The organism is Bacillus sp. FSL R9-9530 (assembly GCF_038008145.1).
Lineage (GTDB): Bacteria > Bacillota > Bacilli > Bacillales > Bacillaceae_G > Bacillus_A > Bacillus_A mycoides.
The window spans coordinates 5,053,231-5,066,731 of sequence record NZ_JBBOYO010000001.1 but is presented as its reverse complement, the minus strand read 5'-3'; the positions used below and the strand labels follow the sequence as shown (position 1 = coordinate 5,066,731).

At 38.3% G+C, this 13,501-nt stretch carries 13 protein-coding genes; all 13 read right to left on the bottom strand.

The features are described 5' to 3' along the window. Window positions 1-34: 34 nt before the first annotated feature. The 13 genes from MKX66_RS25680 to MKX66_RS25620 all read right to left on the bottom strand — a co-directional run bounded on the left by MKX66_RS25680 (window position 35) and on the right by MKX66_RS25620 (window position 13,483). Window positions 35-478: a GatB/YqeY domain-containing protein gene (locus MKX66_RS25680; RefSeq protein ID WP_000054578.1), complete on the bottom strand. Its 444-nt coding sequence runs from the start codon at window positions 476-478 to the stop codon at window positions 35-37. A 15-nt stretch (window positions 479-493) separates the two neighbouring features. Then, complete coding sequence (gene rpsU, locus MKX66_RS25675; protein WP_000048061.1) at window positions 494-667, bottom strand: 30S ribosomal protein S21; 174 nt, start codon at window positions 665-667, stop codon at window positions 494-496. 464 nt (window positions 668-1,131) lie between these two features. Then, window positions 1,132-2,484, bottom strand: coding sequence for a tRNA (N(6)-L-threonylcarbamoyladenosine(37)-C(2))-methylthiotransferase MtaB (gene mtaB, locus MKX66_RS25670; RefSeq protein ID WP_002067163.1), 1,353 nt, complete (start codon window positions 2,482-2,484; stop codon window positions 1,132-1,134). Between the two features lie 6 nt (window positions 2,485-2,490). Then, the gene (locus tag MKX66_RS25665) at window positions 2,491-3,240 is read right to left on the bottom strand and encodes a 16S rRNA (uracil(1498)-N(3))-methyltransferase (RefSeq protein ID WP_326996613.1); all 750 of its coding nucleotides are present in this window, start codon (window positions 3,238-3,240) and stop codon (window positions 2,491-2,493) included. 145 nt (window positions 3,241-3,385) lie between these two features. Further along, window positions 3,386-4,324 carry a 50S ribosomal protein L11 methyltransferase gene (gene prmA, locus MKX66_RS25660; RefSeq protein WP_002067162.1) on the bottom strand — a complete coding sequence of 313 codons (939 nt, stop codon included), beginning with the start codon at window positions 4,322-4,324 and terminating at the stop codon, window positions 3,386-3,388. Window positions 4,325-4,352: 28 nt separating this feature from the next. Continuing rightward, a complete protein-coding gene (dnaJ, locus tag MKX66_RS25655; RefSeq protein WP_341087399.1) occupies window positions 4,353-5,459 on the bottom strand; it encodes a chaperone protein DnaJ in 1,107 nt (368 codons plus the stop codon). A gap of 202 nt (window positions 5,460-5,661) precedes the next feature. Then, window positions 5,662-7,497, bottom strand: a complete 1,836-nt coding sequence (gene dnaK, locus MKX66_RS25650) for a chaperone protein DnaK (protein WP_002015198.1) — start codon at window positions 7,495-7,497, stop codon at window positions 5,662-5,664. 26 nt (window positions 7,498-7,523) lie between these two features. Beyond that, a complete protein-coding gene (gene grpE / locus MKX66_RS25645) occupies window positions 7,524-8,090 on the bottom strand; it encodes a nucleotide exchange factor GrpE (protein ID WP_002165061.1) in 567 nt (188 codons plus the stop codon). A 114-nt stretch (window positions 8,091-8,204) separates the two neighbouring features. Continuing rightward, entirely contained in the window at window positions 8,205-9,221 is a 1,017-nt protein-coding gene (gene hrcA, locus MKX66_RS25640; RefSeq protein ID WP_002034070.1) for a heat-inducible transcriptional repressor HrcA, read from the bottom strand. Between the two features lie 133 nt (window positions 9,222-9,354). Then, a complete protein-coding gene (gene hemW, locus MKX66_RS25635) occupies window positions 9,355-10,494 on the bottom strand; it encodes a radical SAM family heme chaperone HemW (RefSeq protein WP_341087397.1) in 1,140 nt (379 codons plus the stop codon). A gap of 51 nt (window positions 10,495-10,545) precedes the next feature. After that, window positions 10,546-10,920, bottom strand: a complete 375-nt coding sequence (locus MKX66_RS25630; protein WP_002015203.1) for a winged helix-turn-helix transcriptional regulator — start codon at window positions 10,918-10,920, stop codon at window positions 10,546-10,548. A 189-nt stretch (window positions 10,921-11,109) separates the two neighbouring features. Further along, window positions 11,110-12,933: an elongation factor 4 gene (lepA, locus tag MKX66_RS25625; RefSeq protein WP_002034072.1), complete on the bottom strand. Its 1,824-nt coding sequence runs from the start codon at window positions 12,931-12,933 to the stop codon at window positions 11,110-11,112. Between the two features lie 208 nt (window positions 12,934-13,141). Next, entirely contained in the window at window positions 13,142-13,483 is a 342-nt protein-coding gene (locus MKX66_RS25620) for a DUF3679 domain-containing protein (RefSeq protein ID WP_341087396.1), read from the bottom strand. Window positions 13,484-13,501: the final 18 nt, after the last annotated feature.

Sequence of the window (13,501 nt, the reverse complement as noted above, 5' to 3'; positions counted from 1 at the left end):
TAAAAAAACGTCTCATACGAAATGAGACGCTTTTTTATGCTAATAGCTGGATAACCAGCTTATTCACAAGTGATCCGTCTGTTTTACCTTTTACTTTCGGCATAACAGCAGTCATCACTTTACCCATATCTGCTTTAGATGTAGCACCAACTTCAGAAATAACTTGCTTAATTATATCCGCTAGTTCTTCTTCTGTTAATTGCTCCGGCAAATATGCGCTTAAAATCTGAATTTCACTTTGCAGTTTATCAACAAGGTCTTCACGACCAGCTTTTTTAAATTCAAGGAGGGAGTCCTTATACTGTTTTACTTCACGAGCTAAAACTGTTAATTCCTCTTCTTCAGTAAGAGTATGTTGCAGTTTAATACCTTCATTTTGTAAAGCAGCCTTAACCATACGAATAACGGTTAATTTTTCTTTTTGTTTATTCTTCATCGCTTGTTTCATATCATCGTTTAAACGACCGAGAAGACTCATAACTTACACCCTCTCTTAGAACTTACGCTTTCTTGCCGCTTCAGATTTCTTCTTACGTTTTACACTTGGCTTTTCATAAAACTCGCGCTTTCTTGCTTCAGCAAGTGTACCAGTTTTAGAAACCGATCTTTTAAAACGGCGAAGTGCATCCTCCAAAGACTCGTTTTTACGAACGACTGTTTTTGACATTCTCTTTCCCTCCCTCCGAAACATCACACTTACATACTAATTTCAGCATGCAAAAAGAAACCCTTCTTCAGCATGTCTTTTACGATTATAATACATTTTATCACTTCAGGTCAACTATTTGGCAGAATAAAAGAAGAATAGATGCCCTTACCTGTTCAAAAGCTATGTAGATAGCTATTATCCTTTTCCCCTGAAGACAACTATATTTTTTATCATTACACCGTTTTTAATACAAGAAAGCATTAAATAACTACTCATTCAACGTACCTGCCTTTTTAGTACTTAACTTCTCCACAAAAAAAAAGAAAGCATGCAAATCGTTTCCGTTTGCATGCTTTTTTATCCCGCTATTTGCCAGGACAGTAAGACCCCCACCTCAAAATTCAGCGAAAGCAAAGAACTTAGGCGGGGGTCAGGCTGATAATCAGCGGGGATGAACACCCCCCACTGATTAAAGTTTCATTTTATGCGCTTGCTGATTCTTTTTTTACATCATCTTCAAGAACACGAACAAACTGCGCTTCGTTATATGGATAACCAGCTTTTGTAATTTTCACTTTTACTAGCTTACCAATCAATTCTTCAGATCCTTCAAACACAATTTTTAAGTAGTTATCTGTATAACCTACATATAAACCTTCACGGTCACCATCTTTAAATGTCTCTTCCGGAATGATTTCAAGTACTTCACCTTCAAATTTAGAAGCATACTCTTTCGCTAATTGATTTGATAGCTCAATTAGACGGTGAACACGATCGTTCTTCACGTCTTCAGGAACTTGATCTTCCATACGTGCTGCTGGAGTACCTGTACGTTTCGAATAAGGGAAAACGTGTAATTCAGAGAAACGATTCTCTTTAATGAAATTGTACGTTTCCATGAATTCCTCTTCTGTTTCGCCTGGGAATCCAACAATTACGTCTGATGTAATCGCAAGACCTGGTAACGCTTCTTTCAAACGATCTAAACGCTCTTGGAAAAATTCCATCGTATACTTACGGCGCATACGTTTCAATACAGTATTAGATCCTGACTGTAATGGAATATGCAAGTGACGTACAACTACTTCTGATTTATCTAACACTTCAATTACTTCATCAGAAATTTGACTCGCCTCAATAGAAGAAATACGAAGGCGTTTCAATCCGCCTACTTCCGCTTCCATATCGCGCAGTAATCCAGCTAAGTTATACTCTTTTATATCTTCACCGTACCCACCTGTATGAATACCTGTTAATACAATTTCTTTATAGCCCGCATCTACTAATTGCTGCGCTTGTTTAATAACTTCTTTTCCATCACGAGAACGCATTAAACCGCGCGCCCAAGGAATGATGCAAAATGTACAGAAGTTATTACAACCTTCTTGTATTTTTAAAGATGCACGTGTACGGTCCGTGAAATATGGTACATCGAGCTCTTCATATACACGTGTTTTCATAATATTGCGGACAGCATTAATCGGTTGACGCTCTTTACGGAATTCTTCGATGTATCCTAACATCTTCTCACGATCTTGCGTACCAACAACAATATCTACACCTGGAATCGCCATAATTTCCGCTGGAGATGTTTGTGCATAACATCCAGTTACACAAATTACCGCATCTGGATTTTGACGTACAGCACGTCTAATTACTTGACGGCTTTTTTTATCTCCAGTATTCGTTACTGTACATGTGTTAATAACGTATACATCCGATTTTTTTTCATATTCAGTTCTTTCATAACCACCTTGTTTAAACAATTGCCAAATCGCTTCTGTTTCATAGTGGTTTACTTTACAACCTAACGTGTGGAACGCAACAGTTGCCATTGATTATCACCCCATCAATTCAAAATAATAAGAAGCGGCACTTAACGCATAAAGCGGAGCCGTTTCTGTTCTTAAAATTCTTGGTCCTAAACTACATGGTACAAATTTATGTTCACGAAGTACGGTTATCTCTTCCTCCGCTAAACCGCCTTCTGGTCCAAATACAATCAGCAGCTTTTGGCCTGGTTTAATCGTCGCTAAAGCTTTCGCAAAATTAGATTTCTCACCTTGTTTCGCTTCTTCTTCATACGCAACAAGACAAACATCATACTCGCTACTCATCGACAGCAGTTGTTTAAATGATGAGGGAACGTGTACTTCTGGAATTTCACTTCTATGCGATTGTTCCGCAGCTTCTTTTACAATTTTTTTCAAACGCTCAACTTTTTTATCTGCTTTTTTCGCATCCCACTTTACAATAGATCGAGATGCTTGAAATGGTAAAAATGCAGCTGCCCCAAGCTCAGTTCCTTTTTGAAAAATTAACTCTAGCTTGTCTCCTTTCGGCAGTCCACTTGCAATCGTCACGAACACAGGAAGTTCGCTTGACGCCTCTACCCATTCTACAATAGTGGTATCCACAAATTCACTGGTAATTTCAGCAATTGAACACTCTGCTGTTTTACCATTTACACAGCAATAAATGTGGTCACCAGCTGACATACGCATCACTCTTGCGATGTGATGGACATCATCACCCATTATGCGAATACTTGTCTCATTTACATATTTCTCTTCTACAAAATAACGTTGCATATAATCACCTTAGTAGAGTTTCGTTCCTTTCGTAAGTCAACACTTACGAAAAGAACGAAACGTTATCATTTTCATATAACAAACGGCAAGTCCCTCACCTTATACGGTGAGAGACTCCCCTGTTCTTTATAGACTAAAATCTATATTACGCATTTCGTGCAATAATTGCTACCCAATCTTCCATTCGAAGTACTTCTTCAATTGAAAATCCAGCTGTTTCTAACGCTTCAGAAATTACTTTTTCTTTCGCCCCAATAATACCAGATGTAATAAATAATCCACCTGGCTTCACAACTCTCGCTGCATCTTCAGGGAATAGAAGAATAATTTCCGCTAGTAAATTTGCTACGATTAAATCAACTGGACCTTCAATACCTTCTAATAGACTATTCTGTCCAACATTGACAATGTCATCTGTTTTATTTAAGCGCACATTCATTTCTGCACTTTCAACTGCAACTGGGTCTAAATCATACGCTTGAACAGAAGCCGCACCTAATTTTGCCGCAGCAATACTAAGTACCCCCGAACCTGTCCCCACATCAATCACAGTATCACCTGGCTGAACCGTTTTTTCTAACGCACGAATACACATCGTCGTTGTTGGATGTGTCCCTGTACCAAACGCCATACCTGGATCTAATTCAATAATTTTTTCATCTGGAGAAGACGGTGTATACTCTTCCCACGTCGGCACAATTGTGAATGTATCAGAAATTTGAACTGGATGATAATACTTCTTCCAAGCAGTAGCCCAATCTTCCTCATCGACTTCATTAATTGTAATAGTTCCTTTACCAATTTCGATGTCGAAAGATGGTAGTGCATCAATAGATGATTTTACACCTGCAACCGTTTCGTGTAAAGAATCCGTTTGTGGGAAATATGCTTTTACCAAAACACCCTCACTTGGATATTCATCTGGGTTAAGTGCATAAATCTCACCGTATTGTTGCTTGCGCTCTTTCGTCAACTCCGCTGGGTCCTCAATCGCAACCCCGCTAGCGCCTGCTTCATGCAAAATATGAGAGACAGCTTCTACTGCTTCTTCTGTTGTATGAATACTAATTTCTGACCATTTCACAATTTACCAACTCCATTTTTTATTTCCATTATTCCCCTTTAAAAGCACGTTTAAGCTTTCTGAATAAGCTATCATCCTGCTCTTCTTGCCCTGCAAATTCACGCAATAAATCTTTTTGATGTGAAGTTAATTTCGTCGGCACAACAACACGAACGACTACATATTGATCTCCTTGACCATATCCACGTACGTTCGGAGCACCTTTTCCTTTTAAGCGGAATTCTGTTCCTGTTTGTGTTCCTGCTGGAATTTTCAGCTTCACTTTGCCATGAACGGTAGGAACTTCTACTTCCGCACCAAGTGCCATTTGCGCAAATGTTATTGGCATTTCGCAAATAATGTGATCCCCTTCGCGTTCAAAGAATTCATGATTTCTCACATGAACAACAACATATAAGTCACCTGCCGGTCCGCCATTTACGCCTGCTTCACCTTTTCCAGATACACGAATTTGTTGACCATTATCGATACCCGCTGGAATTTTAACATTGATTTTTTTACGTTTACGAACTTTACCAGAACCATGGCATGTCGTACATTTCTCTTTAATCATTTGACCTGTTCCTGAACAATGTCCACAAGCTTGACGGTTTACAATACGCCCAAATGGTGTATTTTGTTCTACACTTACTTGCCCTGATCCTGAACAATGTGTACATGTTTCTTTTGAAGTCCCTGGTTTTGCTCCACTACCCTTACAAGTATCACATGGATCCTCCACTGGAATCTCAACGTTCAATTCTTTACCAAAAATAGCTTCTTCAAACTCTAAAGTAACTTGATATTGTAAATCAGCACCTTGACGTGGAGCATTTGGATCACGACGTCTTCCGCCGCCACCGCCAAAGAATGAACTAAAGATATCTTCGAAACCGAAGCCACCGCCGAAGTCTCCTCCGCCACCGAAACCTTGATTCGGACCAGCGTGACCAAATTGATCATACTGCGCACGCTTTTGATCATCGCTCAATACTTCGTATGCCTCTTGTACTTCTTTAAACTTTTCAATTGCATTTTCTTCTTTACTTACGTCTGGATGGTATTTTTTAGCCAAACGACGATACGCTTTTTTAATTTCATCTTTTGAAGCGCCCTGGCTAAGTCCAAGGACCTCATAATAGTCTCGTTTATTCATAAATTTACAACCCCCGAATCTTTCACATAAACGTAATTTTAACACCGAAAGAAAGTGCTTTGCAACAAAGTTTCCTCACTTACAGTATGCAAAATAAAAAACTTAAGATCCTCACACATTTCTTCTTATTCGTGAAAAAAGCCAAAGCCAAGGCACGCTTGACTTTGACTTTTTGTCATCTTACTTATTTTATTTCACTGTATTACTTGTCTTCTTTTACTTCTTCAAACTCAGCGTCTACTACATTATCTTTTTTCGCGCCAGCGTCTTGTGCTCCTTGTGCTCCTTCTGCTTGCCCTGCAGCCGCTTGAGCTTGCTCGTATAATTTAACAGTTAATTGTTGTACGATTTCTTGAAGAGCATCTTTTTTCACACGGATTTCTTCAAGTTCGTTTTTCTCGATTGCCGCTTGTAATGCTTCTTTCGCTTCCGTTGCTTTCGCTACTTCAGCTGCATCTACTTTACCTTCTAAATCTTTTACAACTTTGTCTGTTTGGAATACAAGTTGGTCAGCTTCGTTACGAAGTTCAACTTCTTCCTTACGTTTTTGGTCAGCATCAGCATTTGATTCAGCTTCTTGTACCATACGATCTACTTCTTCATCAGAAAGACCTGAAGAAGATTGGATTGTAATAGTTTGCTCTTTGCTTGTTCCTAAGTCTTTTGCACGTACGTTAACGATACCGTTCGCATCAATATCGAATGTTACTTCGATTTGTGGAATTCCACGTGGTGCTGGCGGAAGGTCTGTTAATTGGAAACGACCTAACGTTTTGTTGTCAGCTGACATTGGACGCTCACCTTGTAGTACGTGAATGTCTACCGCTGGTTGGTTATCAGCAGCTGTTGAGAATACTTGTGACTTACTTGTCGGAATTGTAGTGTTACGCTCGATTAGTTTCGTGAACACACCGCCCATAGTTTCGATACCTAAAGAAAGTGGAGTTACGTCTAATAATAGAACGCCCTCTACATCACCAGTAAGTACGCCACCTTGAACTGCAGCACCTAATGCTACAACTTCATCTGGGTTTACACCTTTGTATGGCTCTTTACCAGTTTCACGTTTAATTGCTTCTTGTACAGCTGGGATACGAGTAGATCCACCAACAAGGATAACTTTATCTAATTCGCTTGGAGCAAAACCAGCGTCTTTTAATGCACGACGAGTTGGCTCTAATGTTCTTTCAACAAGACCAGCTGAAATTTCTTCGAATTTAGCTCTTGTTAACGTTAATTCTAAGTGTAATGGGCCAGCAGCTCCAGCACTAATGAATGGTAATGAAATTTGTGTTTGTGTTACACCAGAAAGATCTTTCTTCGCTTTTTCAGCTGCATCTTTCAGACGTTGAAGTGCCATTTTATCTTGGCTTAAATCAATGCTATTTTCTTTTTTGAATTCAGCTACTAAATGATCGATGATAACTTGGTCAAAGTCATCTCCACCAAGACGGTTGTCACCAGCAGTTGAAATAACTTCGAATGTGCCGTCTGCTAACTCAAGGATAGATACATCAAATGTACCGCCACCTAAGTCATATACTAAGATTTTTTGCTCTTCATCTTGTTTTTCTAAACCGTAAGCAAGTGCTGCGGCTGTTGGTTCGTTAATGATACGCTCAACTTCTAAACCAGCGATACGACCAGCATCTTTCGTTGCTTGACGCTCTGCATCGTTGAAGTATGCTGGTACTGTAATAACAGCTTTCGTTACTGTTTCACCTAAGTATGCTTCAGCAGAAGCTTTTAAGTTTTGTAAAATGATTGCAGAAATTTCTTGAGGTGTAAAATCTTTACCTTCAACTTCTACTTTGTAGTCTGTACCCATATGACGTTTAACAGACATGATTGTATTTGGGTTTGTAATTGCTTGACGCTTCGCAACTTCCCCAACTTGACGCTCTTCATTTTTGAAAGCTACAACAGAAGGTGTTGTACGGTTTCCTTCTGGATTTGGGATAACCTTTGGTTCTCCACCTTCCATAACAGCTACACAAGAGTTTGTTGTACCTAAGTCAATACCGATAATTTTACTCATGGCGAATCCTCCTACTTTTATGTAAATTATTGATTTACTTTTACCATTGATGGGCGAATCACACGGTCTTTTAGTTTATAACCTTTTTGGAATTCTTCAACTACCGCGTTTGATTCAAATTCACTGTCTTCCACTTGCATAATAGCTTGGTGTTCATTCGGATCAAACTGTTTACCAACAGCTTCAATCGCTTCAACACCTTCCTTAGTCAACGCTTCTAGCAATTGACGATGCACCATTTCCATACCTTGTAACAAGGATTGCGTTTGCTCGTCAGTCGCTTCCACTTGCATCGCTCTTTCAAAATTATCAAGAGCTGGCAAAATATCTGAAACTAGACTTTGTGCTCTATATTTATCAGCAGCCTGTTTATCCATTTGGACACGGCGCTTATAATTTTCAAAATCAGCTTGTAGACGTAATGTGCGACCTTCCGTTTCCGTTAGTTTCGCTTGTAACTCATCTACTTTTTCTTGTAAAAGAGCAGCCTCACTTTTTTCTTCTACAGTTTTTTCACTGTTTTCTGGCGTGACAGCTTCTTCAACTTGCGCTTCTTTCACTTCTTCTACCACTTGTTCGTTACGCTCTTCCACAATTTTCACCTCCTTAAAAGGTATTAGGTATCATGCTTAGCATGATTACCTAAGCATTATATATTACACACAGCAATGAAAATTTCATCACTTGAGCGAATGTATTACTCTCATTTACTTTTTAAGTCCGTCTGTAAATTGTCTTGTAAATAACTGCAGTAAACTAATTACACGAGAGTATTGCATTCTCGTCGGACCTAAAATTGCAATTGTTCCAAGTTGCTCTTCTCCAATCGAATACGTTGCAGAAATCAAACTGCAATCCTCCATTGCCGTAGAAGAATTTTCTCTACCAATTTTCACTTGAATTCCGACTTGTTTATGACGCAAAATGTCATAAAACGCAGCCTCATTATCGATCATCGTCAGCAAAGATCTTACTTTGTGAATGTCATGGAACTCTGGTTGCGAAAGCATATTTGCTTTTCCTCCAAAGTATATCTTTTCCGATAAAGGGACTTGAAATGTACCATCTAACATTTTTATTGCACTATCGTAATTATGAACATACCCACGCAAGACTGTAACAATCTCTTTAAAGATTTTATTATGAAGTTCTGCCATAGGTATACCAGATAGCTTTTCATTTAAAATATTAACCATTTTTTCTAAATCTGATAAATCAACAGATTCCGGAACGGTAATCGTTTTACTTTGCACATGCCCTGTATCTGTTACAATAATAGCGACTGCTGTTTGACGATCAAGCGGTACAATTTGTACATTTTTAAGTTTATTTGTGCTCAATTTGGGACCAAGAACAATGGCCGTATAATTCGTAAGCTCTGATAAAATTTGAGCTGATTGTTGTGCAATTTTTTCTGCTTCAAAAATTCTTTCAGCAAATAAATCTTTAATTTGTACAATTTCATCGGTCGGTAAGTTTTGCGGCGCTAAAAGATGGTCTACATAAAATCGGTATCCTTTTTCAGAAGGAACACGCCCAGAAGAACTATGCGTTTTTTCAATAAATCCTAATTCTTCTAAATCAGCCATTTCATTTCGAATAGTAGCTGGACTAAACGTAATTTCATCTTTCTTAGCCAACGTCCTCGAACCAACTGGTTGCGCTGATCCAATAAAGTCATCAACAATTGTTTGTAAAATTAAGAGCTGACGTTCCGTAAGCATCTCATCATCACCTCTGTTAGCACTCTTTGTCTTCGAGTGCTAAATCTATTAATAACTTACCAAAATTGACATTCAATTGTCAACGGAAACGTCACGAAATAACAAAAAATTTTCGCGCTTATGGCACATTTAATTAATCAATCAAAAATGACTGGAATACTTCATTCCCTAATAGTTTCCCTTTCCTCGTTAAACAAACATGTCCATCTCTGTTTTCAAGTAATCCTTGTTCTTGATTACTTTGTAACTGCTTTGCAAAAACATGGTCCATCTCCACATTAAATTTCTTTTGGAATTCTAACTTAGAAACACCTTTTGTTTTTCGAAGTCCTAAGAACAACTCTTCTTCCATTTTTTCTTTCTCTGTCACTGGGTGAACATCTAAATATGGAAATCCTGTCTCATCAATTTTAGTGAAATATTGCTTGAGCGGACCTACATTTTGAATTCGTTCCCCGTTCACATAACTATGCGCTCCAGCTCCAAATCCATAATACTCTTCATTATTCCAGTATGTGAGATTATGTCTACTTTCATTATTACCTTTTGAGAAGTTACTAATCTCATACTGGTTATAACCATGTTTCTCCATTTTATCCATTACTATTTCGTACATTTTCGCTTCATGGTCTTCACCTGGAAGTCTTAATTTCCCTTTATTCATTAAGTTATAAAACACGGTTTTCGGTTCCACAATTAAGGAATATGCCGAGAAATGTTGTACACCAAGCGTAAAGGCAATGTCTAATGTTTCCTTTACATCTTCTATCGTCTGTCCTGGCAGAGCATAAATTAAATCTACATTAATATTTGTAAAACCGACTTCCTGCGCTTCTCGAATCGCTACGAATGCATCTTCTCTCGTATGTCTGCGTCCAATCTTCTCAAGTAGCTCATCACGAAACGTTTGCACACCAAAACTAATTCGGTTTACTCCACCTTCTAGCAATACGTTCAACTTCTCTTTCGGTAAATCACCTGGATTCGCTTCAAATGTTAATTCACAATTCGGCGCAAATGGACGCAAACGACGGTTAATGATGTCGAGTAGTTTTTTTGTTTGCTCCATATTTAAAGCTGTCGGAGTTCCTCCGCCAACAAAAATCGTTTTCATACTTTCAAACGGTACTTTTTGAACCGTATTTATTATTTCCTTCTCTAAATATTGTAAGTATTGATCAACCGGTTGGCGTTCAATAAATACTTTATTAAAATCACAATAGTGACAAATATGCTGACAAAATGGAATATGAATATATGCAGCTTGTACCAAATATAACTCCTACCTTTCTAAAAAGAAAACCTCCGCACTCCGGAGGATTCTTTACTTCTCTACTGTATTACGGATTTGTTCCATTCGCATTTTTCCCCAATCATACATCATTTCAACGATCGGTAAAAGCGACATACCTAATTCCGTCATATAGTACTCAACACGCGGAGGAATTTCCGGGTATACCGTTCGATCAACAATCCCGTCCTCCATTAACTCTTTCAATTGATTTGACAAAACTTTATGAGAAATGCTCGGGAACAGACGTTGCAATTCACTAAAACGATGCGGACCTTCCACACCTAAGTGCCACAATATCACAACTTTCCACTTCCCACTAATTATAGAAAGCGTCAGTTCCTTTTCGCAATTAAAATTACCTTTTTGTATTTTCTCTCGAATATCTTTTCGAATATTTTCGGACATTAATAGTCTCCTAACTCTATATCAATCACTAAAAAGCTCTCTCACTATTGTAAATGAGAGATGATAAGATGTCTAAAAAGTAGCATATAAAAAAGAAGCCGAACGAACGGCTTCTACTTTTATCACGATTGGTGCGGGCTAATAATTAGCGAAGAATAGAAAAATCTCCACTAATTATAGTTCACTCCATTAGTTATCATCCATTTTCAGTACAGCCATGAATGCTTCTTGCGGCACTTCTACAGAACCCACAGACTTCATACGTTTTTTACCTTCTTTTTGCTTATCAAGAAGTTTACGCTTACGAGAAATGTCACCACCGTAACATTTTGCAAGTACGTTTTTACGCATCGCCTTAATTGTAGAACGAGATACAACTTTATTTCCGATAGTCGCCTGAATTGGCACTTCAAACTGTTGTCTTGGAATTAATTTCTTTAATTTCTCTACAATTACTTTACCACGGTCATACGCTGAATCACGATGTACAATAAATGATAAAGCATCCACTTGTTCATTATTTAAAAGAATATCCATTTTCACAAGTTTAGATGGTTTATAACCAATTAACTCGTAGTCAAATGATGCATATCCTTTCGTATTTGATTTCAATTGATCGAAGAAATCATATACGATTTCTGATAACGGGATTTCATATGTCAATGTAACACGTGTTTCATCTAAATATTGCATATCAATAAACGTTCCACGTTTCCCTTGGCAAATTTCCATTACAGCTCCAACATAGTCATTCGGAACCATAATTGCAGCCTTCACAAACGGCTCTTCTACACGATCGATAGTCTGTGGATCTGGCATATTAGATGGATTATCAACAATAAAATCTTCACCGTTTGTTAAATACACTTTATAAATAACACTTGGCGCTGTTGTAATTAAGTCAATCTTGAATTCACGTTCAATACGTTCTTGAATAATCTCCATGTGAAGAAGCCCTAAGAAACCACAACGGAAACCAAAACCTAAAGCTTGAGATGTTTCAGGCTCAAATTCAAGAGCAGAATCATTCAATTCTAGTTTTTCTAACGCATCACGTAAGTCGTTATAACGTGCAGAATCGATTGGATATAAACCACAGAATACCATTGGGTTTAATTTTCGATACCCTTTTAACGGCTCTGCAGCCGGACGTTTCGCATGTGTGATCGTATCACCTACGCGTGTATCACCTACGTTTTTAATAGATGCCGCTAAGAAACCTACATCACCTACTGTTAACTCGTCACGTTGCGTCGTTTTCGGTGTAAACACACCTACTTCTGTTACTTCAAATTCTTTTCCAGTTGCCATCATACGTACTTTATCGCCAACTTTTACCGTTCCATTTACAACACGGATATATGCAATTACACCACGGTACGGATCATATAAAGAATCGAAAATCATACATTGTAACGGCTCTTCTGAATCACCTGTTGGAGCTGGTACCTTTTCAACGATTTGTTCTAAAATATCTTCAATACCAATGCCAGCTTTCGCTGAAGCAAGTACAGCTTCCGATGCATCTAAACCAATTACATCTTCTACCTCTTGACGTACGCGTTCTGGGTCTGCACTTGGTAAGTCGATTTTATTAATAACTGGTAAGATTTCTAAATTATTATCAAGCGCTAAATATACGTTCGCTAATGTTTGCGCCTCAATTCCTTGCGCTGCATCCACTACAAGAATTGCACCTTCACAAGCCGCTAAACTACGAGATACTTCGTACGTAAAATCGACGTGTCCTGGAGTATCGATTAAGTGAAGAATATACTCTTCACCGTCTTTCGCTTTATACGTTAGTTGTACTGCATTTAATTTAATTGTAATACCACGCTCACGCTCCAACTCCATAGAGTCAAGCAATTGCGCCTTCATTTCGCGCTGTGCCAACGCGTTTGTTTTCTCCAAAATACGGTCTGCCAACGTTGATTTCCCGTGGTCAATGTGAGCAATGATGGAGAAGTTACGAATTTTGGACTGTCTTTTTGCTCTTTCTTCTTTATTCATCTATGTTCTCAACTCCTAATAGTCTCGCCAATATACACTAGCACTGATTATATCAATAGAGCAGCAAAGATTCAATGAAAACTCGTGCTGCTTACAATACAAATCACTCTATCTATATCTTATGCGAACAAACCATAAGAGACAAACCTTTTTCAAATTAAAAGACAGCTCTCTTACAAACATAAGACAACCATCCTTCCCGCTACCCTTAACTAAAAATTCCTTTTATTGCCCCAACAACTATATCCGTTCCAAACTTTGTCATATCACGAGCAACACTTGCTATCGCCATACCGATACCTTCTACAACATTAAAACTTCTTAAGCTTTCTAACTGTTTTTGTTTTTCAATAGTCGAAAACGTCTCTCCCGAAATTTCCGATTCAGCCCCATCGCCTTCTGTTCCTGTCATATGAGCAATTTGTTCATATGACAGCTGACGATATCCCTTCATACCTTTTAGACCATGATTAGCGAGTCCCACTCCAGCTATCATCATAAGCAAACATAAGACTGTACCGCATATACATAACAGCGTAAATTGACTCAAGCTATTTCTGCCTCTTTC

Excerpts from the sequence above, each read along its gene's own strand:
- MKX66_RS25680 (WP_000054578.1), bottom strand. The coding sequence starts at position 478 with ATGAGTCTTCTCGGTCGTTTAAACGATGATATGAAACAAGCGATGAAG.
- rpsU (WP_000048061.1), bottom strand. The coding sequence starts at position 667 with ATGTCAAAAACAGTCGTTCGTAAAAACGAGTCTTTGGAGGATGCACTT.
- mtaB (WP_002067163.1), bottom strand. The coding sequence starts at position 2,484 with ATGGCAACTGTTGCGTTCCACACGTTAGGTTGTAAAGTAAACCACTAT.
- MKX66_RS25665 (WP_326996613.1), bottom strand. The coding sequence starts at position 3,240 with ATGCAACGTTATTTTGTAGAAGAGAAATATGTAAATGAGACAAGTATT.
- dnaJ (WP_341087399.1), bottom strand. The coding sequence starts at position 5,459 with ATGAATAAACGAGACTATTATGAGGTCCTTGGACTTAGCCAGGGCGCT.
- dnaK (WP_002015198.1), bottom strand. The coding sequence starts at position 7,497 with ATGAGTAAAATTATCGGTATTGACTTAGGTACAACAAACTCTTGTGTA.
- hrcA (WP_002034070.1), bottom strand. The coding sequence starts at position 9,221 with ATGCTTACGGAACGTCAGCTCTTAATTTTACAAACAATTGTTGATGAC.
- MKX66_RS25630 (WP_002015203.1), bottom strand. The coding sequence starts at position 10,920 with ATGTCCGAAAATATTCGAAAAGATATTCGAGAGAAAATACAAAAAGGT.
- lepA (WP_002034072.1), bottom strand. The coding sequence starts at position 12,933 with ATGAATAAAGAAGAAAGAGCAAAAAGACAGTCCAAAATTCGTAACTTC.